The 23,195-nt window shown below is 58.9% G+C and carries 20 protein-coding genes and 1 pseudogene; 9 read left to right on the top strand and 12 right to left on the bottom strand.

Translation table 11 applies throughout. From position 1 onward, the window contains the following. Window positions 1–376: 376 nt before the first annotated feature. The 4 genes from BLV20_RS22760 to sigJ all read left to right on the top strand — a co-directional run bounded on the left by BLV20_RS22760 (window position 377) and on the right by sigJ (window position 5,123). On the top strand, window positions 377–1,864 hold the full coding sequence (locus BLV20_RS22760; protein WP_092304700.1) for an NCS1 family nucleobase:cation symporter-1: 1,488 nt from the start codon (window positions 377–379) through the stop codon (window positions 1,862–1,864). A 140-nt stretch (window positions 1,865–2,004) separates the two neighbouring features. Continuing rightward, the gene (locus BLV20_RS22755; protein WP_092304699.1) at window positions 2,005–3,279 is read left to right on the top strand and encodes a Zn-dependent hydrolase; all 1,275 of its coding nucleotides are present in this window, start codon (window positions 2,005–2,007) and stop codon (window positions 3,277–3,279) included. A 510-nt stretch (window positions 3,280–3,789) separates the two neighbouring features. Beyond that, window positions 3,790–4,230, top strand: a complete 441-nt coding sequence (locus BLV20_RS22750) for a carboxymuconolactone decarboxylase family protein (protein WP_092304698.1) — start codon at window positions 3,790–3,792, stop codon at window positions 4,228–4,230. A gap of 2 nt (window positions 4,231–4,232) precedes the next feature. After that, the gene (sigJ, locus tag BLV20_RS22745; protein WP_092304697.1) at window positions 4,233–5,123 is read left to right on the top strand and encodes an RNA polymerase sigma factor SigJ; all 891 of its coding nucleotides are present in this window, start codon (window positions 4,233–4,235) and stop codon (window positions 5,121–5,123) included. Window positions 5,124–5,450: 327 nt separating this feature from the next. Here sigJ and BLV20_RS22740 read toward each other — a convergent pair whose 3' ends face one another. The 3 genes from BLV20_RS22740 to BLV20_RS22730 form a co-directional block, all read right to left on the bottom strand. Further along, a complete protein-coding gene (locus BLV20_RS22740; protein ID WP_092304696.1) occupies window positions 5,451–6,212 on the bottom strand; it encodes an HNH endonuclease in 762 nt (253 codons plus the stop codon). Window positions 6,213–6,399: 187 nt separating this feature from the next. Next, window positions 6,400–8,271, bottom strand: a complete 1,872-nt coding sequence (locus tag BLV20_RS22735; RefSeq protein WP_092304695.1) for a DUF2075 domain-containing protein — start codon at window positions 8,269–8,271, stop codon at window positions 6,400–6,402. 24 nt (window positions 8,272–8,295) lie between these two features. Further along, window positions 8,296–8,679: a nucleotide pyrophosphohydrolase gene (locus BLV20_RS22730; protein WP_092304694.1), complete on the bottom strand. Its 384-nt coding sequence runs from the start codon at window positions 8,677–8,679 to the stop codon at window positions 8,296–8,298. A 254-nt stretch (window positions 8,680–8,933) separates the two neighbouring features. Between BLV20_RS22730 and BLV20_RS31125 the strand changes: the two genes are divergently transcribed. Together BLV20_RS31125 and BLV20_RS22725 are read left to right on the top strand one after the other, a co-directional pair. After that, window positions 8,934–10,178, top strand: coding sequence for a hypothetical protein (locus tag BLV20_RS31125; RefSeq protein WP_139192733.1), 1,245 nt, complete (start codon window positions 8,934–8,936; stop codon window positions 10,176–10,178). Then, complete coding sequence (locus BLV20_RS22725) at window positions 10,165–10,818, top strand: hypothetical protein (protein WP_139192732.1); 654 nt, start codon at window positions 10,165–10,167, stop codon at window positions 10,816–10,818. Before BLV20_RS31125 ends, BLV20_RS22725 begins: the two co-directional genes overlap by 14 nt. Window positions 10,819–11,116: 298 nt before the next feature. Here BLV20_RS22725 and BLV20_RS22720 read toward each other — a convergent pair whose 3' ends face one another. Next, a complete protein-coding gene (locus BLV20_RS22720) occupies window positions 11,117–11,398 on the bottom strand; it encodes a fructose-bisphosphate aldolase (protein WP_092304692.1) in 282 nt (93 codons plus the stop codon). A 572-nt stretch (window positions 11,399–11,970) separates the two neighbouring features. Here BLV20_RS22720 and BLV20_RS22715 point away from each other — a divergent pair. Together BLV20_RS22715 and BLV20_RS22710 are read left to right on the top strand one after the other, a co-directional pair. Further along, window positions 11,971–12,945: a hypothetical protein gene (locus BLV20_RS22715; RefSeq protein ID WP_092304691.1), complete on the top strand. Its 975-nt coding sequence runs from the start codon at window positions 11,971–11,973 to the stop codon at window positions 12,943–12,945. Then, window positions 12,945–13,631 (top strand): hypothetical protein, encoded by a 687-nt coding sequence (locus tag BLV20_RS22710; protein ID WP_092304690.1) that lies wholly within the window; start codon window positions 12,945–12,947, stop codon window positions 13,629–13,631. Before BLV20_RS22715 ends, BLV20_RS22710 begins: the two co-directional genes overlap by 1 nt. 122 nt (window positions 13,632–13,753) lie before the next feature. Here the strand turns inward: BLV20_RS22710 and BLV20_RS22705 are convergent. From BLV20_RS22705 to BLV20_RS22670, 8 genes and pseudogenes are all read right to left on the bottom strand, one after another. Continuing rightward, window positions 13,754–14,209, bottom strand: a pseudogene (locus BLV20_RS22705) (N-acetyltransferase family protein); the annotation flags it as partial. A 68-nt stretch (window positions 14,210–14,277) separates the two neighbouring features. Further along, complete coding sequence (locus tag BLV20_RS22700; RefSeq protein WP_092304689.1) at window positions 14,278–14,931, bottom strand: DUF2931 family protein; 654 nt, start codon at window positions 14,929–14,931, stop codon at window positions 14,278–14,280. Between the two features lie 78 nt (window positions 14,932–15,009). Next, window positions 15,010–15,666: a DUF2931 family protein gene (locus BLV20_RS22695; RefSeq protein WP_092304688.1), complete on the bottom strand. Its 657-nt coding sequence runs from the start codon at window positions 15,664–15,666 to the stop codon at window positions 15,010–15,012. Window positions 15,667–15,741: 75 nt separating this feature from the next. Further along, the gene (locus tag BLV20_RS22690; protein WP_081002260.1) at window positions 15,742–16,395 is read right to left on the bottom strand and encodes a DUF2931 family protein; all 654 of its coding nucleotides are present in this window, start codon (window positions 16,393–16,395) and stop codon (window positions 15,742–15,744) included. Further along, entirely contained in the window at window positions 16,395–17,972 is a 1,578-nt protein-coding gene (locus tag BLV20_RS22685) for a phospholipase effector Tle1 domain-containing protein (RefSeq protein WP_092304687.1), read from the bottom strand. Before BLV20_RS22685 ends, BLV20_RS22690 begins: the two co-directional genes overlap by 1 nt. A 206-nt stretch (window positions 17,973–18,178) precedes the next feature. Continuing rightward, complete coding sequence (locus BLV20_RS22680; RefSeq protein WP_092304686.1) at window positions 18,179–19,003, bottom strand: sulfite exporter TauE/SafE family protein; 825 nt, start codon at window positions 19,001–19,003, stop codon at window positions 18,179–18,181. Continuing rightward, entirely contained in the window at window positions 19,000–20,277 is a 1,278-nt protein-coding gene (locus BLV20_RS22675) for an NAD(P)/FAD-dependent oxidoreductase (protein ID WP_092304685.1), read from the bottom strand. Before BLV20_RS22675 ends, BLV20_RS22680 begins: the two co-directional genes overlap by 4 nt. 34 nt (window positions 20,278–20,311) lie before the next feature. Beyond that, the gene (locus BLV20_RS22670; protein WP_092304684.1) at window positions 20,312–21,196 is read right to left on the bottom strand and encodes an MBL fold metallo-hydrolase; all 885 of its coding nucleotides are present in this window, start codon (window positions 21,194–21,196) and stop codon (window positions 20,312–20,314) included. Window positions 21,197–21,436: 240 nt separating this feature from the next. Here BLV20_RS22670 and BLV20_RS22665 point away from each other — a divergent pair, with 240 nt between their 5' ends. Beyond that, window positions 21,437–22,756 carry a sigma-54 interaction domain-containing protein gene (locus BLV20_RS22665; RefSeq protein WP_092304683.1) on the top strand — a complete coding sequence of 440 codons (1,320 nt, stop codon included), beginning with the start codon at window positions 21,437–21,439 and terminating at the stop codon, window positions 22,754–22,756. The last annotated feature ends 439 nt before the right edge of the window (window positions 22,757–23,195 follow it).

The following is a 23,195-nucleotide window of genomic DNA, read 5'->3' as shown; positions in this document are numbered from 1 at the left end:
GAGCAAGATTTTCTATGTGAAATCAGCCGCTTGAAGGAGGCCTGTGGCCCCATACAAAAGTTTGAAAAAAGTTTGCGTGCACCAGATTGAGTCCTGACCCGATGGACAACTTGCCCGGCATTCGGCCTGAGTGAACCGGCAAGTTATTCGGAGCAGGAAGTTGTTCAAATAAAACTGAAGAAACATCAGTTGTTTACATGGATTTTACCGACCGTGGAACACGGTCGACGGGCAAGCCGGCACGCTTATTGAGTGCCGCCGTCGACAGGGTGGCCGGTCGGTAAAAGTCGTAAGTTCTCCGGCCATCGCCGGGTGCGCGGCCCGTTCGCCCATCCGCTTGATGAGCAAAAATAATCAGAAGAACAGTGGAGCGGCCATGCAACAGAACAGATCCCAAGTGACCGAGCGTGCCGGCCTGTACGAGCTGGACGCCGGCAGCGACGTGCTCGACAGCCCGCGTTACAACCACGATATCGCGCCGACCAAGGTCGCCGATCGCACCTGGAACAAATGGCACATCACCGCGCTGTGGGTCGGCATGTCGATCTGCGTGCCGACCTACACCCTGGGCGGCGTGCTCACCGCCTATTTCGGGCTGACGGTGGGCGAGGCGCTGTTGGCGATCCTGCTGGCCAATATCGTGGTGCTGGTCCCCCTGACCCTCAACGCTTTTGCCGGCACCAAGTACGGCATTCCGTTCCCGGTGCTGCTGCGTTCGTCCTTCGGCGTCATCGGCTCCAACGTGCCGTGCCTGATCCGCGCCCTGGTGGCCTGCGGCTGGTTCGGCATCCAGACCATGTTCGGCGGCCTGGCGATCCACCTGTTCCTCGGTTCGATCTTCGAGGGCTGGAAAGCCCTGGGCGGCACCGGCGAGGTGATCGGCTTCATGCTGTTCTGGACCCTCAACCTGTGGGTGGTGCTGCGCGGCGCCGAGTCGATCAAATGGCTGGAAACCCTGTCGGCGCCCTTGCTGGTTTTGGTGGGCGCGGGGCTGCTGGTGTGGGCGCTGCCCAACGTGTCGCTGAGCGAGCTGCTGGCGCAACCGCCCAAGCGTCCGGAAGGCGCCAGCGTCTACAGCTACTTCTTTGCCGGGCTGACGGCGATGGTCGGGTTCTGGGCCACCTTGTCGCTGAATATCCCGGACTTCAGCCGCTACGCGAAAAGCCAGAAGGACCAGATCCTCGGGCAGATTTTCGGCCTGCCGCTGACCATGTTCCTGTTCGCCGCGCTCGGGGTGGTGATGACCGCCGCCTCGGTGAAGCTGGTGGGCGTCACCGTCTCCGACCCGGTGAGCCTGATCGGCCATATCCAGAGCCCCGGCTGGGTGGCCCTGGCCATGGCGCTGATCATCATCGCCACGCTCTCGACCAACACCGCAGCGAATATCGTCTCGCCGACCAACGACTTCCAGAACATCGCGCCCAAGCTGATCGGCCGCACCAAGGCAGTGATCCTCACCGGGCTTGTCGGCCTGGCGCTGATGGCACATGAGCTGCTGAAAAAGCTCGGCCTGCTGGTCTCGGAGGTCAGCCTGGAAACCGTGTATTCCAACTGGCTGCTGGGTTACTCCAGCCTGCTGGGGCCCATCGCCGGGATCATGGTGGTGGACTATTTCATCATCAAGAAACAGCGCCTGGACCTGGCCGGGCTGTACCGCGACGACGTTTACCCGGCGTGGAACTTCAACGGTTTCATCGCCTTTGGCGTGCCGGTGGCGCTGACGCTGCTGTCGCTGGGCAGCGACCTGTTCAGCTGGTTCTACAGCTACGGCTGGTTCACCGGCTCGGCGCTGGGCGGCTTGCTCTATTACGGCCTGTGCAGCATGGGCAACCCGCGAACCGCGACGGCCAAGACGCCGGTGTAAGCATAAAAGCATCGCGGGCCAGAAGCGACGCATACCCCGTAGGAGCGAGGCTTGCCCGCGATGCGATCCGCCAGACACCACTGCACCCAAGACGAGCCCGACCTCGTCACCGACAACCAGAAAAGCCTGAGGAGATCACCATGAACGCTGCCGTCGACGTTCTGCAATCCAGCCACCGGCACATCAACCGCGACCGCCTGTGGCAGTCGCTCATGGAGCTCGCGAAGCTCGGGGCCACGGTCAAGGGCGGGGTCTGTCGCCTGGCCCTGACCGACCTCGACCGCCAGGCCCGCGATCTGTTCGTCGCCTGGTGCGAAGAGGCCGGCTGCACCGTCACCGTGGACGGCATCGGCAACATCTTCGCCCGCCGCCCCGGGCGCAACCCGCAGCTGCCGCCGGTGATGACCGGCAGCCATATTGACACCCAGCCCACCGGCGGCAAGTTCGATGGCTGCTTCGGCGTGCTGGCCGGGCTCGAAGTGCTGCGCACCCTCAACGACCTCGGGGTGCAAACCGAGGCGCCGCTGGAAGTGGTGGTGTGGACCAACGAAGAAGGCTCGCGCTTCCCGCCGTGCATGATGGGCTCCGGGGTGTTCGCCGAAAAATTCACCCTTGAGGAAACCCTGGCCAAGACCGATGCCGAGGGCGTGAGCGTCGGCGATGCGCTGAACGCCATCGGCTATGCCGGCAACCGCAAGGTCAGCGGGCACAAGGTGGGGGCCTACTTTGAAGCGCATATCGAGCAGGGGCCGATCCTCGAGGATGAAAACAAAACCATAGGCGTGGTGCTCGGCGCCCTTGGCCAGAAGTGGTTCGACCTGAAGTTGCGCGGCGTCGAGGCCCACGCCGGCCCGACCCCGATGCACCTGCGCAAGGACGCCCTGGTCGGCGCTGCGGCGGTGGTGGCCGCGGTCAACCGCGCCGCCCTCGGCCATCAGCCCCATGCCTGCGGCACCGTGGGCTGCCTGCAAGCCTATCCCGGTTCGCGCAACGTGATTCCGGGGGAGGTACGCATGACTTTGGACTTCCGTCACCTGGAACCGGCGCGGCTGGACTCGATGATCGCCGAGGTGCGCCAGGTGATCGACAGCACCTGCGAAGAGCATGGCCTGAGCTTCGACATGCAGCCGACCGCGGACTTTCCACCGCTGTATTTCAACAAGATCTGCGTCGACGCGGTGCGCGAGGCGGCTCAGGGGCTGGGCCTGTCGCATATGGATATCGTCAGCGGTGCCGGGCACGACGCGATCTTCGTCGCCGAGCTGGGCCCGGCGGGGATGATCTTCGTGCCCTGCGAAGGCGGCATCAGCCATAACGAAATCGAAAACGCCGACCCCGACGACCTCGCCGCCGGCTGCGCGGTGTTGCTGCGGGCGATGCTGGCGGCGTCCCAGGCCGTGGCCAAGGGCATGTAGGAGCGAGCTTGCTCGCGATAAACGCACAAACGACGCGGTCCATCCGGCGGACCGCGTTATGGTTGCCGGCCAATCGCGAGCCATCGAGCGTCGACCGGCGGCTCCTGCAGAATGATGCGAGGCATCCCTCCGTAGCCGCTGCCGCAGGCTGCGATAAGGCCCGAAGGGCCTTCAGCCATCGTGAGTCCACCACAGCCGCATCGGCCAATCGCGAGCAAGCCCGTTCCTGCAAGAGAAGAAGGTGTCAGCACTGCTGACACAATTACCCAGGGCCTGAGCTGAATGCTCATTGAACCGGCCGGTAACAGTCGCACCACGGGTGCGACAAATTCATTCCGAGGTTTTGTTCCAGGTTGCACTCAAAGCAGGAAGGGGGTAACCGCTGTTCGTTGTGGACGAAGTGGTTTTATCGGGCGTGGAGGGGGCATTGAATTTATTTTCATCACCCCGTCACAAACCGCCCACCTGGCCCGTCATGTCGGTGTATCCCTCAATTAACGGAGCCACCCCATGCCATCCAGCCACCCGACCCAAGCCGTCAACCTGCTGCAAACCATCCCCGAGATCTTCGAAAGCCTGGGCCAGGTCCACGGCCTGATCGACGCCCATGGCCTTGCACGCAAGTTGCACCACCTGGTGGTATTGCGCGCCTCGCAGATCAACCAGTGCGGCTTCTGCGTGAAGATGCACACCCGCGAAGCCCGTGAAGACGGCGAAAGCAACGAGCGCCTGGACCGCCTGGTGGTCTGGCGCCATGTCAGCGATTTCAACGCCGCCGAACGCGCCGCCCTGGCCTGGACCGAAGCCCTCACCGTGCTGCGTGAAGACACCGACTTCGGCCCGTTGCGCTCGGCCCTGCGCGAACATTTCAGCGACGCGCAGATCGCCGCCTTGACGGCCGATATCGGCATGATCAACCTGTGGAATCGCTTGCAGGTGTCGAGGCACTGAGGATGGATCGAATCGATGAAACGACGGTGTTCGAAAGCCGTCGCAGCTTCCTGCTGGGCCTGGCCTACCGCCTCCTTGGCTCGCGCGCCGAAGCCGAGGACGTGGTGCAGGACCTGTTCATCAAATGGCTGGAGGCCGACAAGGCCTCCATCGCCACCCCGGCCGCCTGGCTGACCACCGCCTGCACCCGGCACTGCATCGACCTGCTGCGCTCGGCCCAGCGCTCGCGCCTGGACTACGTCGGCACCTGGCTGCCGGAACCGATCCACAGCCTGCATTACGACTCCCCGGAACAGAGCCATGAACTGGCCTCGTCGCTGTCCACCGCCTTCCTGCTGCTGCTGCTCGAACGCCTGACCCCCAAGGAACGCGCCGCCTACCTGCTGTACGACATCTTCGACCTGGACTACCCCCAAGTCGCGCAAACCCTCGGCGTCCAGGAAGCCACCTGCCGCAAACTGGTGTCCCGCGCCAAAGCCAGCCTGGGCAACACCCAGGCACGCTACCAACCGGAACCGTCACGCCAGCAACAACTGCTGAACGCCTTCCACAACGCCATCACCAGCGGCTCGACCCAAAGCCTGGCCGCCATGCTCTCCGAAGACGTCGAGCTGTGCGCCGACGGCGGCGGCAAAGCCAGCGCCATTCGCGAGACCTTGTATGGGTTGGAGGCGGTGCTGGGGTTTGTGGGTGAGTCGTTGAGCCAGTACTGGCGGGAATATCAGTGGCAGGAGGTGGAGATCAATGGGGGGCGGGGGGGGGTGTTAAGAGGAGAGGGGGAGGTGGTGGCGGTGGTGAGTTTTGGGTATGACGCGGGGGGGCGGGTGAACCGCGTTTTTATCATGCGTAATCCGGAGAAGTTGGGGTTGTTGGGGAGTGGTTCGTTGGCGTGACGTTTGTATCGCGCCGACCTGAGTGCTGCGGATTAGCAAACCTGGATCACTACTGCCGATCAGCTAGGCGAAGGTGATCCACTGTAGGAGCGAAGCTTGCTCGCGATGGTCGTTAACGATAACCGTGTACTGATTGGATAAACGCGGCGCTTTCAAGCCCATCGCGGGCAATCGAGCCTCGGCCAATCTCAGCCAAAGCGACCAAGTAGGCGATCAAGTAAGCGACTAAGTAACCCACTGCCGTGGGTAGCCAATAACCAGATGATCCAACCCATGAGGTTGGGTGACTCAATGGCTTCCATATTTTGATAATGGTGCGATTGCCGCTTACTCGCGATTGGTTTGGTAGCGCGCCTTTACCTCAGCCACACTCAGCCACTTACGTCGTGAATGCACCACGCGGTGACAATTGGCACATAGCAATACCAGGTCAGTGAGCTTGGTTTTATCGCCGGGCTGGAGCGTATGCAGTGGCTTAGTGTGATGAATATCGATAATGCCTTCGACATCCGCACCATAGGTTTTGCTGAAGTTGAAATCACAGGCTTCGCACTTGAGTTCACCGTGCTTTTTAAGGGCTTCGTCCTTTTTGTGTTTGACGAGCTTTTTGTCCCTTTCCCGTACCCGATGCACTCGGGTGAGCACTTTGCCTTCCTCAGCCTCGAAGAAGCCCGGTTCTTCCTCTTCATTTAAATTTATGGCTGTAGTCGTGCCGGGCTCGACGTTGGCGTTGATGGCGGCCACTACTTCGGCGAGTCGTTTGGGGTTGTTAGCGAACTCCAGCCATACCAACTCTTCATCCTTGTTGCCTTTCGCAAGACCAGTACGACCGGAGTGGGTGTAGCTCGGGTCCCAGCGCCGAAAATTGTTGAGCTTCATGTAAACACCATTGGTGTTGCGAAAGCTCTGGTTCTTACTCACGGCAGTGGCGTTGCCAATGAGGTTGAGGCTCTGTGATAAGGCTTGGACCTCCGGATGGTTCTTCCCGGGCAAACCATCTCGATGGCGCAGGTAAAGGTCCAGGGCTAGGACAAGTTCGTCGCGACTCCAAGGGGGATTGGATTGATTACTGGTGATTGAGGAGGGCATCGGGCTATCCGTAGGTTTCCCGTTTCTTTGTGGGAAGAAACGCAATATTCAGTAAGAATATTCTCGTCTGATAGCGTTTGGGAATCATGCGGTGTGCGAATGATGGTTGCTGGAAGGGGACGCCCTGATAGGTGCTTCCCGAACACAGCCGCTTCCTTGAGTGCTGTGTTCGGGTTAGTACCATCGATTAATTGTTGCTTTGCTCGGCTAGCCGGCTTGCAAAATATTGCGCAGTCTCTGGATCGGTACAGTACAGGTAGCAACCTTTCATCCCACGGGTCATCAAGGTTCGATAGGTGTTTTTGATGATCAGGTCCGTCTCTTGCTGCGCCAGAACAGGCTGCTCCTTCATCAACTTTTTCCAGCCACGAATCGACTTGTCGTACTTGTCCCGCTCATGGGGCGAAGTCACTACCTGGCCATTACGCACGATCAAATCCGGCCCGATGATTACGCCGATGTAATCCACTTCCAGCCCTTGGCAGGTATGGATGCAGCCGACCTGTTCCACGGAGTTCTCCGCGATGATCCACAAGCTGCCGTCCTGATCCAGGTTCCATTGGCGGGCGTAGTGGTCACCGATCTCGATATCCTTGGCCTTGGAGTCTTTCTTGCTACGCCATGGCCAGCAGTAACCGGCGACAACCCGCGCTTTGTTTCCATGATTCTTTTGCTCGATGGCCTCGTGCATCGCTTGCGGGGAGTCGAACACCTTGAACTCGTACTCGCTGGCATCGAGCAAGGAGTTGGCGGTCTCGCGAATACCCAGTACGTCATCCAGCCACGCCAAGTAGCCATCGGAACCACTGCAACGGAACTGGGAAGACAGGGTGTATTCCTCCACCGTTGCCTCTCTAGCCTCGGCAAATGCGCGGATCGCTTGTTTGCTGCCAATATCCTTTAAGGTCACACGCTGATCTTCGTCGATAAAGAACACTGTGCATTTAGCGGACCCAATCAATTCCTTGATCTGGTTGTCGCCCTCGTTGCCATAAAAGCCACTTTTTTCATTGAGCCTGTGGGCTTCATCAACGATCAGCGCGTCATAAAAGTTGGGCTTAATCTCCATATAGGCGCCCGAACCGGAAAACAGGCTGGAGAACTTGGTTGGCTTGATGGTGCCGATCAGTTTCTTTTCGTATACGGCTCGTGGCGCGGCGTTTTTCGAGACGTACCTGCTCATCAGTTGTAAGGCGGTGAGCCTTACCAACAGATTGATGGCCACGACCGTTTTTCCGGTACCTGGGCCGCCCTCAATGATCACGACCTTTGGAGCCTCGGCAGAGGCTTCTTTGACCGAAGCCAGTACTGATTCAAAAACTTCCTTCTGATCATCAATCAGCACGAATTCAGGCTTGCCCTCCATCAGCCCACTAAGTGCCTCAGCCAAAGCCTTGGACGGGCGGATCTTGCCGCTGGAAAGCTCGTAAAGCACCTCTTTGTTGTCGCCGTAATAGATGTGCTGCTTGAGGAAGCTTCTCAGCTTCGTCAGCTCATCTGGGCCCTTAAGGAACAACGGTGCCTTGCTGGTATAGGCGTCGTAGTGAGCCGAGTCGATAACGCCATCGCTGACATAGTTATGCAGATAGGCGCAGGGGCGGACTTGGATGCCTTTGTCATAGACGGCTTCATTGAAACCCTCCAGCAAAGTGGCGTACGACCACACCTGATAGGACGGGTGGATGGTTTCCACATGACTACCACCTAGCGCCGTTTTCACTATTGCGTCTTTATTGGTGGCGCTGGCTTTGCTCCACTGTTTCAGTTCGACCAGCACTGCATTTTTGGTCTGATGTTGATCGTGGCCTGTCAGCAAGAAATCGATGCGTTTCATGGATTGCGGAATGTGGAGCTCAATGGCCACGCCGGCGTCGTCCGGCAGATCCTTATCGCGCAGGGCCTTGGCCATATAAGTCAGCGAACCCTGCCAAGATCTGATCTCCGAGGCGGCCACTTTCTTGCCTGTGGCCTCTTTGAAGTGCTTGAGGATGACCTCTTCGATATCGTCGTTATCGCAAACGTCGAGGAATTGCTGTTTGGTCGCGGCGTAAACGATCACGAATAGTCCTTAGAGCCCAGAGGGTCAGAGTTGGTCGTACTTCTTGCTGGTGCTTTTGGCTTTGTCGACGGGGTACTTCTGGCCGTTCAACGCGAGTTTGTTGGTCACCGCTTCGTTGAGGTCGACGCCCAGCACAGTGCTTAGGCGCACCAGGTACATCAGTACGTCAGCCAACTCATCCTTCACCGCTTGAGCGGTTTCTGGGCGCTTAGCTGCGTCCATGGCATCGGCTTCGCTCATCCATTGGAAGATTTCGCAGAGCTCTCCGGTTTCACCAGTAAGGGCCAGGAGTAGGTTCTTGGGGGAGTGGAACTGCTGCCAGTCGCGGTCGTCGGCAAAGCGCTGTAGCGCGGCTGCTAAGCGGGTGATGTCGAGTAATGGGGTGGGGGAGTCAACAGCGGTATTCACAATCTCGCCTCTTGGTTGACTACAGCTGGCGCGACTGGGAGCTGTGTCAGAAATGGGAAGGGGGATTGTAGGAGATTTCGTTTTTTGGGGAAGGTTTTTTGCTGGTGTTCGTTGAGAGGCCTTGCATGAAGCCCCACTGCACCGTGTATGGCTATCATCGTGCCACCCTGTCATTATCCACCCCATATGACTATGGGATAGACCTGACTCCACCTTCGCCATTTAGAACAAAGCCTGAAGTAAAGGGATTTAACATGCTGCAAAATCTGAAGATTGCTCTCCTAACTAAAGATCAAAATGTATGGTTCATACGTGCAGAAAAAGGAAGGTATGCCAAACACTTTCGTGCAGGAGGTGTAGTTGCAATTGAACACTTGCAAAGAGCGTATGACGAAAATATTCCCAGCGAATTGCCCACTGAGGAGTTTCTTAGGGCTCAATTGTTACTCAACGAAAAGTACAGTGAGTTTCGGGATAATACAGACGGAAAGGAGAGTCGAAAGCTAAATAGGTCAGGATTCAATGTTCTAAATCAAATAAAACGTTTTGCGAACGAAATAAAGTGCGGAGATTTAATTGTTACGCGAAACGAAAAGGATGATGGCTACAGTTTTGGTATCTGCAGCGAAACTATTCCTTATATTGATCACGCCCCCATTCGTGTGCCAATTACAAAAAAAGATGGTACGCCCGGGTTTGAAAGGTCCACCTTAACCTATAAGCTCAGGAAACGTGTGGTTTGGGGGCCGTCAATCTCTCGATCTGAACTACCTGGCGCGGTTAGAAAAGCTACAGGTGGGCAGCAGACAGTTACATGCTTAAATAATCACAAAGAAAAAATCTTTCATTTGATTTACCCATTTTTCACAGATGGTGAGTCACTATTTTTTTCAAACAAAATCAAAACCAATCATCGTGTAAATGCCCTTGCTATAGGTAAGCTATTTCAAAATGTTGCGTTAATAAAAGGTCTTAGTGAGGCACTTCTTAGTGAAGGGGCTTTTGATATTAATCAGCTGTCAAGTTTAATTGAGGGTGCAATACTTCTAGGGAAAAGTGATATAGTCACATGTCAAGCTGAGTTTATGTCTCCTGGTGATATGTGGTGCAGAATACCACTTGTTGGAGACGCTCTTGCAAATCAGCTTTTTGCTTGTGTTTTAGCCTGCCTTTTGCTTACTGGTCAAGTAAACTCTGCGGAGATAGCCAATTTGACGAGCAATGAGGCTACCCCCACACTTGCTATAAAAAATGATACAAGTGACATATTCTCTGACAGATATAAAACGCCAGCCATATCTCAAAAGCTAAAATCAATCGCAAAGGCTGCTGGTTCTCAAGCTGAAAAGATAGAAAATAGTGAAAGTCAAGAGCACTCAATCATTGAGGTAAAGAAAAGCTTAAGTCTAAGTGTTACAAAAGTAGATACTCAAAAGCTCGAAAGTTTCGAGTTCGGCATCAACGTATTAGAGATAGGGAGATCTCATGAAAATCGTTGAACCAATTAGTAGTGCTCTATTAATAACTGGGTGTGTCTACGCTGCAGGCATAAGCCAAAATAGTGCATTTATGCGTGGATTCGGTATTAACCCAGAGTTCAGTCAGCCATCCATTGACAAAATATTATATGATGGAGGGCTCATCACGTTTGAAGTTTTCTATGAGCATTTGAAATGGATTTCATTGTTCGTTCTAGTTATTTTGCTTGTTATGGCTTTTGTTTGGGGCGTGATGAGGTTTATAAGTCCTGGATCGGTAACTACTGTAGTCGCTAGTGTGTTGAGCCGGGTTGATCAAATAAAAGGCGCATCAAGCTACGCGCCAGTCGGTGTTCTTTTGCTCCTTTATATAATGTATTTGTGTTTTTCGTCATACCAAAAGTCTCAGGAGGTCGGAGTAAAGCTTTCAGAGGTATTTATGGAGAATTGTCATTGGGTGATTTTAAAAGATAAGAAAAATACTACCAAAGCTTGTGCGTTCAGAAAGGATAAAGACTCTATTTGGTATTACACCATTAAAGAGGGAGATTTGAATATTAATTCCAAGCTGCTGGCAGGGCTAGACCAGGTCACCTATTTGGAACCTCAGAAAAACTCAACTAGCTCGGAGCCCGCTAAAGACAAGAAAGAGAGCTTGTAGGTTTTTAAAATCTGAGTGTATCTATATCTACAGATGCACAAAAATCTATTTTTAATTACGTGTTGGGTGAAACTAAAAGCTATCAATAGAATCGGCTGATAATTTCTATTTATGATGATTTTTCAAGGTGTCGTGAATATTGAGTGTTCGACAGGATTTACTAAATTCAAGGCATGTTCATAATTGCGCGATCTGTTTTTTCTCGACAAACCTTAAGCAATATCTTTGTCCGTGAGTCATTTTTTTAGGTTGGGGGGAATATAAAGCCGGGCTATGCCGGCTTTTATATTCCTCTAATTCATACGTGAAAGGCCCGTATTTCAATTGCTGCCAACACATCCCGAACATCCTGCAGCAACAACCGGGCGGTATTGGTCACGGTGCTAATGTCCTTTTCGCTGGAGTCTCGCAACGTAGTGCAGGCCATCAAATTCAGGTAGTCGAGCGTGGTGCGCAAACGTTCGCTGGCACACGCATGCAAATCCACCAGCGACGCATGGCTATCAATAAACAGCACCGGCCCATCGCTCGCGATTGGGGTGAGGGGAATAAAGCGTTCGGATGAATCTTGAGTTTTCATGGTGTCGTCCTTTTCAAGAATGAAAAAGTTGCCACCTGATTGCTGCGAATCAATTGGGTGGCAGCTGTACGCGGGTTCGCAGACCGAGGAAAAGAAGAAACCCGGCAGACCCGGAGGTCTCCCACGCACAGCCGCCATGAAGCGAAACGCAGGCGAAGTTTGCCTGAGTTGTCATTGACGGTGTAGTTCGACTTTTCTGTTGGGCTGCGAAACCCTGTCGCTGACCGAAATCAGCAGACCTGAAAACTATAGGTCTGGGCCGCTCTAGGAACAACGGCAGGGCTGTAGGAAAGGTCTCGATTGTGGGTAGGGCGAGGCTGAGTCGTTGATCCTTGTCGCAAGCAGAATGGTTGCTAACGCTCCGTAGCGGTTACCGCAGGTCCAGGTCGTGGCGCCATTCAGTCGTTGAGGTGTAGCTGGATAGTCGGGGTGTGCCGGTTTGGGGGCGCTGCGCGCCCCATCGCAGCCTCGCGGGCTCGGCAGCGGCTACAGGTCGGCAGCAATAACGCCATCTGATCCCCACCTGATTTTGCTATCCTGCGCGCCTTTTACCCATTGCAAGGAGCGCAGGCATGACCCAGTCCGTTGGTGGCGGGAGGCGAGTAGGGGCAGGGACGCGGGGTGGTGTGTCTCGCTTGCAGCATTTTCTATCCCGGTGGGCGCCGGCACTGTTTGTGGGTTTGGCGCTGAGTGTGCCCACGGCCAGCGCCAACCCGGTCACCACCTATCGCGGCACGCTTGGCGATACGCCGGTGGAGCTGGCGCTGGTGTATGACTCGCAATACGGCGGCGGGATGTCCGGCTATTGGTTTAGCGGGGCCGAGCGCTTGCCGATGCCTTTGGAGCTCACGCCGTATCGTCCGGACAGGGGGCTGCTGATTAATATCATGGATAACCCGACCTTGCCGGCGGCGGCTGTGTCGTTGCAGCCCTTTGCCGAGGGGGCCGAGGCGTTGCAGGGGGTCTTGGTCGATTTGCGCACGGGGGTGCAGCAGCCGTTGCGGTTGCAGCGGGTGATGCGTTTTGGCGGGAGTCAGCGCGAGGCCTTTGACGGTGAGTTGTTGCAACCGGCGGCCGACCAGCAGTTCTATTTCAGTGTGCATGCCGTGCGCAATGCCGGGGAGGACAGGGGGCGGGTGGACACTATCCGGGTGCTGAGCCGGGCCACCGGCGAGGTGGTGCAGGAGGTGGGCGGGCAGTGGTGCCTGGCTCCGACCGGGACCCGCACCCTGACCTTCGAGCATTTCGATGCCGATTCCACCCTTGATTTCCAGGTGCAGGGCTACAGCTTGAACGGCCCGTACGGCAGTGTGCTGTGCGCGCCGACCCAGTATTACCAGTACCACCCACAGACCCAGGCGTATCTGCGCCATCCGCAGCTGGAGCAGTTGGCCGCCGAGGGCACGGTGCGCTTTGCCGGCGGGCAGATGGAGTTCAGCAAGCAGGACTTTATCAACTTCAGTGCGGGCACCCAGCGTAGGGACTATTACCGCGTGATCAGCCCTGACCGGCTGGAATTCATTCAGTCTCTCGAGGGGCGTTTCTGATGCGGCGGGTTAATCTTTTTCGCGGGCTGGCGGCGGTGCTGCTGGTGTCATGGCTAGTGCCGGCGCAAGCGGCCCATGGGGTGTACCAGGGCACCTTGGGCAAGCAGGCCATTGTGCTGACGCTGGGCAGCCAGAATGCGCTGTACCAGGGGACCTATGCCTACCAGCGCTATCGCACGCCGATCCGCCTCAAGCCGACCTTCAGTTTCAGCAATAAGGTGCTGGCCATGGACGAGCTGGACGAGCAGGGCCTGCCGGTGGCGCGCTTGCAGTTCAACGACCTGATGGTCAGCCGCCAGAGCGAGCAGGTGCGCGGCAGTTGGACCAGTTATCGCACCGGCAAGACCTTGCCCATCGCCTTGAAGCTGGTGGCACTGGTGGACTCGGACTACTCGTGGCCGCAGCCGAACACCACGCTGTTGCAGAGTGCGTCGACCAAGCGCTGGTATTTCCAGGTGCCGATGCAGGGCAATGACCAGCGGATAACGGCGATCGAGGTGGTGGACAAGGCCAGCGGCAAACCGCTGCAGACCCTGACGCTGGCGGCGCCGGGTTGTCTGTATCAAGGGGTGGATATGTTGCAGGTGCAGGCGGATGGGCAGAGCCTGCGGCTCAGTTTGAGCGACTGCAAGTTGCCGGGGTTTCAGTGGAATGAGGGGAGTGGGCGGTTTGAGGCTTTGCCTTGAGCCGGGCTCGGTTTTGTAGGTTGGCTTGGGTGTTTATTCAGATAGGCCGTGCTTGCAGGTTTTGCGACTGCTGCGCAGTCGATCGCAGCCTCGCGCTGCTCGGCAGCGGCTACGGTGTGCGTCGTCTGATCTAGCTCGCGTTGCATGATCAGGGTGCGTTCTTCGCCGTGGTGTTGCTCGCGCAGGGTGCGAAAGCCCAGGTTGGCGTAGAAGCCTTCGGCGGTGATCGAGGCGGGCACGGTCAGCTGGGTGAGGCCGGCGCCCAGGGCCTGGCGTTCGAGCTCGGCCATCAGTTGGCGGCCGATGCCCTGGCCTTGCCTATCCGGGGCGACGAAGACCGAGCGCACTACATGGCCGTCGAGGCTGGCGGTGCCGACGATTTCGCCGGCCATCTGTGCCACCCATACCTGGCGTTTGCTCAATAGCTGGCGCACGGCGTGCGGGCTGAAGTTTTCCTGCACCTGGGCGATTACCGCGGCGGGGTAGTCCTGGGCGTTGCTGGTCTGCAGGGCGGCAACGATCAGGCGGCTGATGGCGTCGGCGTCCTGCTCGTGGGCGGGGCGGATTTCACAGTCCATGTGGAGGAGTCCTTTGAGGGGGCAGGTCTGGACACTAGCCTTGGTGGGGATTGTTCGCTAGGGGGGGTTTACCAACTGCCATAGGGAATGCCGTATTTCTCTATGTAGCGCTTGGAGCTCTCGGGTAGCGGGTAATAGTGCCCGTTTGATTTACCGAGGTGCGGCCCCAACGGTTCAATTTCAGCTTGTGCACGAGCTACCTTGACCGTGTTGCGGCATTCATCTCTGACCCAGGCTTGCACGATGCCACCCGGAGTTAGACCTAAATAGACCGATGCCATATAGCGAGCAGTCTGATGCGGAGTTTCTGGGCAGCGTCGGTTAGTCGAGGTGGTCATTATTTTCCGGGCCTCTTCCGGGATATCCACCCATGCTCGATAGGTCTGTGGTTCTACGACCGATTGCCAGCGTACGAAAATGCGCTTGGGCAAGTCAGCACCAACTACTGACTTAGCGCTACCTCCACCCCCACCACCCCATCCTCTGGCCCACTCTTTGTCGTAACCCATATCACCACCCGCAGCGGAGCCACCGCCAGTGCGAAGGAATAGCTTGCCGTTGATATCTTCAACTGCGCTGTCTTCGACCCAAACTTTCATATAGAACGGCTCGATGAAGCCCAGCTCCCACCAAGGATCTTTGGGGTCGTTTTTTCCGGATAGCGGGTCGGTCTGACAGCCAGTCAACAGCAGTGCGCCGAGCAGGGCGATGAATGCTCTCATTACCGAAGCGTCCAGCCAGGCGCATGAGAGGACAGGGCTTATTAGCAAAGCGCTCTTCATATACAGAAGGGAAGTTGCTTACCAACTGCCATAGGGAATTCCGTATTTCTCTATATAACGTTTGGACTTCTCGCTGACCTTATAGGCGTAACGCCCATTGTTTTTTCCTTGGTCCGGTCCTAGTGGCTCAACTTCTGCTTGGGCCCGGGCTACTTTGACAGAGTGACGGCATTCATCCCTTACCCACACCTGAACGATGCCGCCAGGGGCCAGGCCTAAATAGACCGATGCCATATAGCGTGCAGTCTGATGCGGAGTCTCCGGGCAGCGTCGGTTAGTCGAGGTCCACATGATTTTTCGGGCTTCTTCCGGGATATCGACCCAGGCGCGATAAGTCTGTGGCTCTACGATGGATTGCCAACGCACGTAAATTCGCTTGGGAAGGTCTGCGCCAACTACTGACCATCCACTTCCTCCAACTCTATCCCCCCAGCCTCTGGCCCACTCTTTTTCGTAACCGAGGTCGCCACCCGCAGCGGAGCCGCCACCAGTGCGAGTGAATAGTTTGCCGTTGATGTCCTCAACGGCGCTGTCCTCGACCCAGACCTTCATGTAGTACGGTTCGATGAAGCCAAGCTCCCACCAGGGATCTTTGGGGTCGTTTTTTCCGGATAGTGGGTCGGTCTGACAGCCAGTCAACAGCAGTGCGCCCAGCAGGGCGATGAACATTCTCATTACCAAAGCGTCCAGTCAGGTACGTGAGGGGACGTGATTGTTGAGCAGCGCGCTTCGATATCAGAAGGGACCTGCCTACCAACTGCCATAGGGAATGCCATATTTCTCTATGTAGCGTTTGGAGTTTTCGGAGAGGGGGTAATAGTGCCCGTTTGATTTACCGAGGTGTGGTCCCAGCGGTTCAATCTCCGCCTGGGCACGGGCGATTTTGATCGGATGACGGCATTCGTCTCTGACCCAAACCTGAACAATGCCTCCCGGGGCCAGCCCCAGATTGACTGAGGCCATATAGCTTGCGGTTTGCTTTGGAGTCGCCGGGCAACGTCGGTTGGTTGCCGTGCGCATCAGCTGTCGGGCCTCTTCCGGGATATCGATCCATACCCGATAGGTTTGTGGTTCTACGACCGACTGCCAGCGCACGAAAATGCGTTTGGGTAGGTCGGCGCCTACTGCGGGATAACCATCACCTCCCACGCCATCCCAGCCTCTGGCCCATTCTTTTTTGAAACCAGGATCGCCGCCTGCTGCAGTCCCCCCTCCTATACGACGAACTAGTTTTCCGCGGATATCCTCTACTGCGCTTTCTTCAACCCAGACTTTCATGTAGTAGGGCTCGGTAAATCCGAGATCCCACCAGGGGGCCTTGGGATCATTTTTTCCGGAAAGTGGGTCTGCGGCTTGGCAGCCACTTAACAGCAGTGTGCCCAGCAGGGCGATGAATGCTCTCATTACCAAAGCGTCCAGTCAGGTACGTGAGGATGTTGCACGCGCACGGCATCCACCGTGGGGGCATTGATATAGACGACTTTAAGGCTACCTCCATCCTGTTTGCTAAGCGGGTGGTTCCAGTGGGCCGAGAGATGGATGTAACGCAGCTTGAGCATGGTTTCCTCGGTTGGAGTCGTACTGTAGTCACCGGCGACGAATCTGTCACAAAGGGCCTGAAGTTCTAGGGGAATGGCATAGTCCGGATCCTGCTCGTCAATAACGTTGAAGCGCACGCCGTTCTCCTTGGCCAACTCATACATCACATGGAGATACACCCTCGATAGTCTGTTGCTCATCGGTCTCTTGAGCTGTACGCCGGCATATACCCGTTTTTTTTGTAAACCGAGACGGTCCTGTGAATCCTGCGGTAGCAACAGCGGTTCCGGCGTGACGATCTCCAGCCATTGTGCGGGCCAGCCCTCGCTCAGCCAGCGTTTTCTCGCCTGGACCGCTTCCCGGTAAATTGAGGTCTGTGTCACGTCGGTATTGATAGGCACCTCCAGTGCCTGCATCGGGCTAACCAGCACACATTCCTGCGCCTCATCCAAATAGCCTCCGCCGATATCCGAGTGCGCGCCGGGCAGGGCAATCTCGAGGTGGTCGGGCTTGACCCGGCTCAGGGCAAAGTTAGCCCGGTACTCGTCGCGAGCGACCAGTTGGACCACTGAGCGAAAGTAGCGGCGGTCGAGGTGCAGCTTGATGCCCGGGGCAATGGCGCTGCGCACGTTGCCCAGATTGCTCAAGCCGGCAACCGACGGCACTGTGTCGAACAGGCCGATAAATCCCATATCAACATCGTTACCGTACTGTCGATTGAAGCTAGGGCAAAAAGCGTCGGAATGACTGTGCAGAATCAGTTCGAGCGGACCCAGCCAGCGTACGACTTCATTGGCAAAGTGCCGGGCTGCGGCGGCGCCTCGGCTAAAGCCGAAAGCGTCAAAAGTCAGAGATGAGATTTCGGATTCGGGATTTTGCTCGAAGAAGAAAACAATACGTTCCTCGATTTCACGGAATGCCCTCTGCACACACCCTGATATTCCTGTATCGCCACGCCCTGTGCCCGAGGTAATCAGGCTGTCCTTCTCGCCAGTCCGCGTTCCGATCCCCTCGACATAGATTGAGCGATAGGCGCGTCTTTGCAGGCCTTCGCCTTCGGCTTTCTGCGGGGAGTAGTACAGCTCCCTCAGCCTTTTGACGTTGCTCACATCATTCCCATAACTACTCTCCGGATCCCTCATATACGGCTTGCAGCTGCCATCGAGATCTTTGGCCTCAATAGGGTGCTGGGCGCCACAAACCTGGCCCATGGCCGAGTTGCTGGCGTTGTTGCCGGTGCCGTCGAAGAACACGCCGATGCGCAGCGCCACCTGGACCTTGTCGGGCGGTGGTGCGGGTTCTTTGGCGTACTTCTCGTATTGGGCCCAGAGCTGTTCGCCGTAGCTGGGTTGGTCGGTTTCGGCGGCGCGTTCGGCGGGGCTTTGGTTGGGATTGGCGGGCCGTAGAAGGTTGGGCATCGGCCCGGGTCCGTTGCTGGCCATGGCGGGTCCTGGTTCAGGCAAAAGGGTTGCTGAAAACCGTACCGGGAATGGCGGGGCAGGGATTTAGGAGGAATCTGCAAGCGTCGACGCAGTGGCTGATTTGGTTGTAGGAGCGATTGATTGCCGGGATGTTTTTGTTGCCTGGGCGGGCGCTATCGCGAGCAAGCTTCGCTCCTACAGAAGAGCGTTTGCTCGCGATTGCGGGTTCAACGCCAGGCGCCGAGTGCTCCCAGGCTGAGCAGTACCGCCGCCAGCATGCCTACCAAGGCAAACAGCTGCTGCAAGCGCGGCCCCGCCAGGTAGCGGGTGACCTGCCGGCCGGCGATCAGCCCCAGCACTGCGCCAAGGGCGAAGGGCGCGCCCACCGCCCAGTGCATCACGCCGCTGAGGCTGGCGGTGATGACGCTGCCGGCAGACACCAGGGCGATCACCGCCAGGGAGGTGGCGACGATGCTTTTGCTGTCCAGGTTGGTGTAGCGGGTCAGCGCCGGGATGATCACGAAGCCGCCGCCGACCCCGAGCAAGCCGGAGAGCAGCCCCGAGAGCAGGCCGGTGACGGTCAGCGCGCGGGCGCAGGGCAGGGTCCAGCGCAGCCGGCCCTGCAAGGGGTTGAGCACGCAGGGCTGGAAGGCCGCGCGGGGCGCCGGTTGGCCGTGGCGCAGTTCGCGGCTGGCCTTGAGCAGGATGCGCCCGCAGGCGTACAGCAGCACCGCGGAAAACAGCAGGGCCAGCGGCAGGTTCGGCAGGCGGTGGGCCAGCCACAGGCCCAGCGGCGCCATAAGAATGCCGATGGCGGCGACAAAGCCGGCGGCGCGGTAACGCACGATGCCTTCGCGCAGCCCCAGCACCGCGCCCACGGCGGCCGCCAGGCCCACCGCGAGCAGGCCGATGGGCGCGGCCTCGACCATGCTCAGGCCGAGGCCGAACACCAGCAGCGGCACCGCGAGAATCCCGCCGCCGGCCCCGGTCAACGCCAGGATCGCGCCAATCAGCGCGCCGAGGCCTGCGCCCAGCAAGTTGTACTCACTCATGATTCCGGCAGGTCCGTCACCAGGCTGGGGCGCGCCAGCCACTCATGGCCCTTGAGCATGCCGCGCCAGTACAGCGGCGGCAGGATGCGTTCCTTCAGCCACCAGGCGCGGCGGGTCGGCTGGCGACCGTCGAGCAGCCAGGCCGGAAAGCTCGGCGCGACCTTGCCGCCGTAGGTGAACTCGGCGAGGACGATCTTGCCGCGCTCCACGGTCAGCGGGCAGGAGCCGTAGCCGTCGTATTGCGCCCGGGTCGGCAGGCGCTTGAGGTTCACCAGCACGTTGGTGGCCACCACCGGCGCCTGCTTGCGCGCCGCCGCGGCGGTTTTTGCGTTGCTGGTATTGGTCCCGTCGCCCAGGCCGTGGATATTGCTGTAGCGCTTGTGCCGCAGGCTGTGCGGGTCGACGTCGATCCAGCCGGCGGCGTCGGCCAGCGGGCTGTTGCGGATAAAGTCCGGGGCGGTCTGCGGCGGCACCACGTGCAACATGTCGAAGGGCAGTTCGACGCGTTCCGGCTGGCCGTCGGCGTTGTTGCGCACGAACGTCGCCCGTTTGCCGGGGCCATCCACCGCCACCAGGTTGTGGCCGAAATCCAGGGCGATGTTGTATTTCTTCACGTATTCCATCAGCGCCGGCACGTAGTCCGGCACGCCGAACAGCACGCCGCCGGCATTCAAAAAGCGCGTGTTGATCTGCCCCAGCCGGCCGTTGCGCAGCCAGTGGTCGCAGGACAGGTACATGGCCTTCTGCGGCGCGCCGGCGCATTTGATCGGCATCGGCGGCTGGCTGAACAGCGCCTGGCCCTGCTTGAGGTTCTGCGCCAGTTGCCAGGTGTAGGGCGCCAGGTCGTAGCGGTAGTTGGAGGTCACGCCGTGCTTGCCCAGGGTTTCGTCCAGGCCGTCGATGGCGTTCCAGTCGAGCTTGAGGCCGGGGCAGACGATCAACTGGTCATAACCCAGCACGCGCCCGTCGTTGAGCAGCAGGGCGTTGTGCTCCGGCTCGAAGCTGCTCACCGCGGCCTGAATCCACTTCACCCCCTTGGGGATCAGCGAGGCCATGCTGCGCGCGGTGTCTTCGGCGCGGAACACCCCGGCGCCGACCAGGGTCCAGCCGGGCTGGTAATAGTGGGTGTCGGCCGGGTCGATGATGGCGACGTCAAGGTGCGGTTCGCGGCTGATCAGGCTGGACGCGGTGGCAATGCCGGCGGCGCCGCCGCCGACGATCAATATCTGGTGGCTGCCGTTGACGGCACGCAAGGTGGGGGAAATAGGGCGCATGGCATCGTCTCCTGGTGGAGTGGCGTTATATTTTTCAAAGGGCATTGAGCGGGATCTTCAGGTAGCTCACGCCGTTGTCGTCGGGTTCGGGGAACTGGCCGCTGCGCATGTTGACCTGCACCGAAGGCAGGATCAGCACCGGCATGTCCAGGGTCGCATCGCGGGCTTCGCGCATGCGCACAAAGGCCTCTTCGTCGATCCCTTCATGAATGTGGATATTGTGGGCGCGCTGCTCGGCGACCGTGGTCATGTACTGCAGCTCGCGGCCGTTGGGCAGGTAGTCGTGGCACATGAACAGCCGGGTCTGCGGGGGCAGGGCGAGGATCTTGCCGATGGAGCGGTACAGGGTGCGCGCGTCGGCACCGGGGAAGTCGCAGCGGGCGGTGCCGTAGTCGGGCATGAACAGGGTGTCGCCGACAAAGGCCACGGTCTCCTCACCGACTTGCACCAGATAGGTCATGCACGCCGGGGTATGGCCGGGGGTATGCAGGGCGCGGGCCTGGAGGTTGCCGATGGCGAAGCGGCTGTCGTCTTCGAGCAGCACGTCGAACTGGCTGCCGTCGCGGGCAAAGCCCTGGCCTTCGTTGAACAACTGGCCAAACACCTGCTGCACCACGGTGATCTGGTTGCCGATCGCCACCCGCGCGCCGAGCTGTGCCTTGAGGTAGGCCGCGGCGGACAGGTGGTCGGCGTGCACATGGGTCTCGAGGATCCAGTCGACCTGGGCGTCCAGTTCGCGCACCCGGGCAATCAGCTTGTCGGCGGACTCGGTGCGGGTGCGGCCGGACTTGGCGTCGTAGTCCAGCACGCTGTCGATCAGTGCGCAGCGCCGGGTGTCGAGGTCCATGACCAGGTAGCTGATGGTCCACGTCTGGCTGTCAAAAAAGGCTTCTACACACAGCGATGCGCCGATGATCATGGGGTTCTCCGAGCAATAGGGTGACGTCGGCCAAGGCAGACAGTCGTCCCTTGGACTGTCAATAAACGTGCCAATCGGCGCGTGCTGGTTTTACTGCCTATTCATTGAATTCAACGGCTTGGGGTGGGCGTTTCGGCTGTCACTGCCAATTTTTGGTGGCAGTCGAATGGCAGTTTCTGGCAGAAAATGGCAGAAGCCGAGTTCATGGTTTAAGCTGCCGCGCAACGCCCAGGAGTTGCCATGCCCCAGCCCCCCAATGCCCTCGCCAGTGCTGAAATGTTAGCCCTGATGTCCTATCTGGAACATGACGCGCAGCCGACGATTCTGTTAGATACCGACTACAACATCCTCGCGGCCAACACCGCCTACCAGCGCCAGTTCGGTGTTGAGGGCAAGCCCCATGTAGGCGCCAAGTGCTACCGGGTCTCCCATCAGTTCGCGGTGCCTTGCGACCAGGCCGGCGAGCATTGCCCGATGCGCAAGGCTTTCGAGACCCGCCTGCCGGAGCGCCTGCTGCATATCCATCACACCCCGCGCGGGCCGGAGCACGTCGATGTCGAGTTGCGGCCGATCCTCGGCGACACGGGGCAGGTGGTGGCTTATGTCGAGCGCTTGAGTTCGGTGGCGGTGGCTTCGGTGCAGCCGCAGCAGAAGGGTTTGGTGGGGCGTTCGCCGGCCTTCAATGAGGCCTTGAGCGCCTTGCAGCGGGCGGCGCCGTCGCAGATCCCGGTGCTGTTGCAGGGCGAATCCGGCACCGGCAAGGAGCTGTTCGCCCGCGCCCTGCACGACGGCAGCCCGCGTGCCGGCGGGCCGTTGGTGGTGGTCGATTGCACCGGCCTGACCGAGTCGTTGCTGGAGAGCGAACTGTTCGGCTACGAGAAGGGCGCCTTCACCGGCGCCTTGCAACGCAAGATTGGCCTCGCCGAAGCGGCCCATGGCGGCACGCTGTTTCTCGACGAGATCGGCGAAGTGCCGCTGGCGATGCAGGTCAAGCTGCTGCGGTTGATCGAGTCCGGCAGCTTTCGCCCGGTGGGCAGCCTGCGCACCGTGCATTCGGATTTCCGCCTGGTCTCGGCGACCCACAAGCCGCTCAAGGAAATGGTCGCTGCCGGCACCTTCCGCCAGGATCTGTATTACCGCATCAGCGCTTTCCCGATCCGCCTGCCGGCCCTGCGCGAGCGCAGCGACGACCTGCCGCTGCTGATCGACAGCCTGCTGCAACGCCTGGCGCCGGGCGCCGTGCCGCGAGTCGCGCCGCAGGCCCTGGAGCGCCTGAGCCTGTATGCCTACCCGGGCAATATCCGCGAGTTGCGCAATATCCTCGAACGGGCGCGGCTGTTCAGCGACGACGGGGTGATCCGCGTCGAGGATCTGCCCGAGGAACTGCGCGCGGGCAGCGCCGCCCCGGCAACCCCCGTCCGACGCCGCGCGAACAAAGACCTGGAACAACTGGCCCACGCCCTGGAAGTCTTCGAAGGCTCACGCAGCGAACTGGCCAAGGCCCTGGGCCTGAGCGAACGCACCCTGTACCGCCGCCTGAAGGCCCTGGGCATTTCCTGAGCCCATTCGCCCCGGGCTGTGTTCCTCACGACGTTTATGCGTGCGCCTTGTAGCCGCTGCCGAAGGCTGCGATCGAGCGGCACGCTCGCGGCGATCTTGCCGGCGCCGGAGACCCTGCGGGTCTATCGCAGCCTCGCGGTGCTCGGCAGCGGCTACAGGGTTGCGTTCCTTGCGACGTTTATGCGTGCGCCTTGTAGCCGCTGCCGAAGTCTGCGATCGAGCGGCACGCTCGCGGCGATCTTGCTGACGTCGGAGCCCCTGCGGGTCTATCGCAGCCTCGCGGTGCTCGGCAGCGGCTACAGGGGCAGTGCCCGGCACGACAATGGAGCCGTTCCACGCTTTGTGTAGCCGCTGCCGCAGGCTGCGATCGAGCGGCACGCTCGCGGCGATCTTGCTGACGCTGGAGACCCTTCGGGTCTATCGCAGCCTCGCGGTGCTC

The sequence above is a fragment of the Pseudomonas sp. NFIX28 genome, assembly GCF_900107395.1.
Classification (GTDB): domain Bacteria; phylum Pseudomonadota; class Gammaproteobacteria; order Pseudomonadales; family Pseudomonadaceae; genus Aquipseudomonas.
The sequence above is the reverse complement of the archived record's forward strand: the minus strand, read 5'-3'. Positions and strand labels throughout refer to the sequence as shown.

Coding starts and splice junctions, on each gene's coding strand:
- BLV20_RS22760 (WP_092304700.1), top strand. CDS start 377: ATGCAACAGAACAGATCCCAAGTGACCGAGCGTGCCGGCCTGTACGAG.
- BLV20_RS22755 (WP_092304699.1), top strand. CDS start 2,005: ATGAACGCTGCCGTCGACGTTCTGCAATCCAGCCACCGGCACATCAAC.
- BLV20_RS22750 (WP_092304698.1), top strand. CDS start 3,790: ATGCCATCCAGCCACCCGACCCAAGCCGTCAACCTGCTGCAAACCATC.
- sigJ (WP_092304697.1), top strand. CDS start 4,233: ATGGATCGAATCGATGAAACGACGGTGTTCGAAAGCCGTCGCAGCTTC.
- BLV20_RS22740 (WP_092304696.1), bottom strand. CDS start 6,212: ATGCCCTCCTCAATCACCAGTAATCAATCCAATCCCCCTTGGAGTCGC.
- BLV20_RS31125 (WP_139192733.1), top strand. CDS start 8,934: ATGCTGCAAAATCTGAAGATTGCTCTCCTAACTAAAGATCAAAATGTA.
- BLV20_RS22725 (WP_139192732.1), top strand. CDS start 10,165: ATGAAAATCGTTGAACCAATTAGTAGTGCTCTATTAATAACTGGGTGT.
- BLV20_RS22720 (WP_092304692.1), bottom strand. CDS start 11,398: ATGAAAACTCAAGATTCATCCGAACGCTTTATTCCCCTCACCCCAATC.
- BLV20_RS22715 (WP_092304691.1), top strand. CDS start 11,971: ATGACCCAGTCCGTTGGTGGCGGGAGGCGAGTAGGGGCAGGGACGCGG.
- BLV20_RS22710 (WP_092304690.1), top strand. CDS start 12,945: ATGCGGCGGGTTAATCTTTTTCGCGGGCTGGCGGCGGTGCTGCTGGTG.
- BLV20_RS22700 (WP_092304689.1), bottom strand. CDS start 14,931: ATGAGAGCATTCATCGCCCTGCTCGGCGCACTGCTGTTGACTGGCTGT.
- BLV20_RS22695 (WP_092304688.1), bottom strand. CDS start 15,666: ATGAGAATGTTCATCGCCCTGCTGGGCGCACTGCTGTTGACTGGCTGT.
- BLV20_RS22690 (WP_081002260.1), bottom strand. CDS start 16,395: ATGAGAGCATTCATCGCCCTGCTGGGCACACTGCTGTTAAGTGGCTGC.
- BLV20_RS22685 (WP_092304687.1), bottom strand. CDS start 17,972: ATGGCCAGCAACGGACCCGGGCCGATGCCCAACCTTCTACGGCCCGCC.
- BLV20_RS22680 (WP_092304686.1), bottom strand. CDS start 19,003: ATGAGTGAGTACAACTTGCTGGGCGCAGGCCTCGGCGCGCTGATTGGC.
- BLV20_RS22675 (WP_092304685.1), bottom strand. CDS start 20,277: ATGCGCCCTATTTCCCCCACCTTGCGTGCCGTCAACGGCAGCCACCAG.
- BLV20_RS22670 (WP_092304684.1), bottom strand. CDS start 21,196: ATGATCATCGGCGCATCGCTGTGTGTAGAAGCCTTTTTTGACAGCCAG.
- BLV20_RS22665 (WP_092304683.1), top strand. CDS start 21,437: ATGCCCCAGCCCCCCAATGCCCTCGCCAGTGCTGAAATGTTAGCCCTG.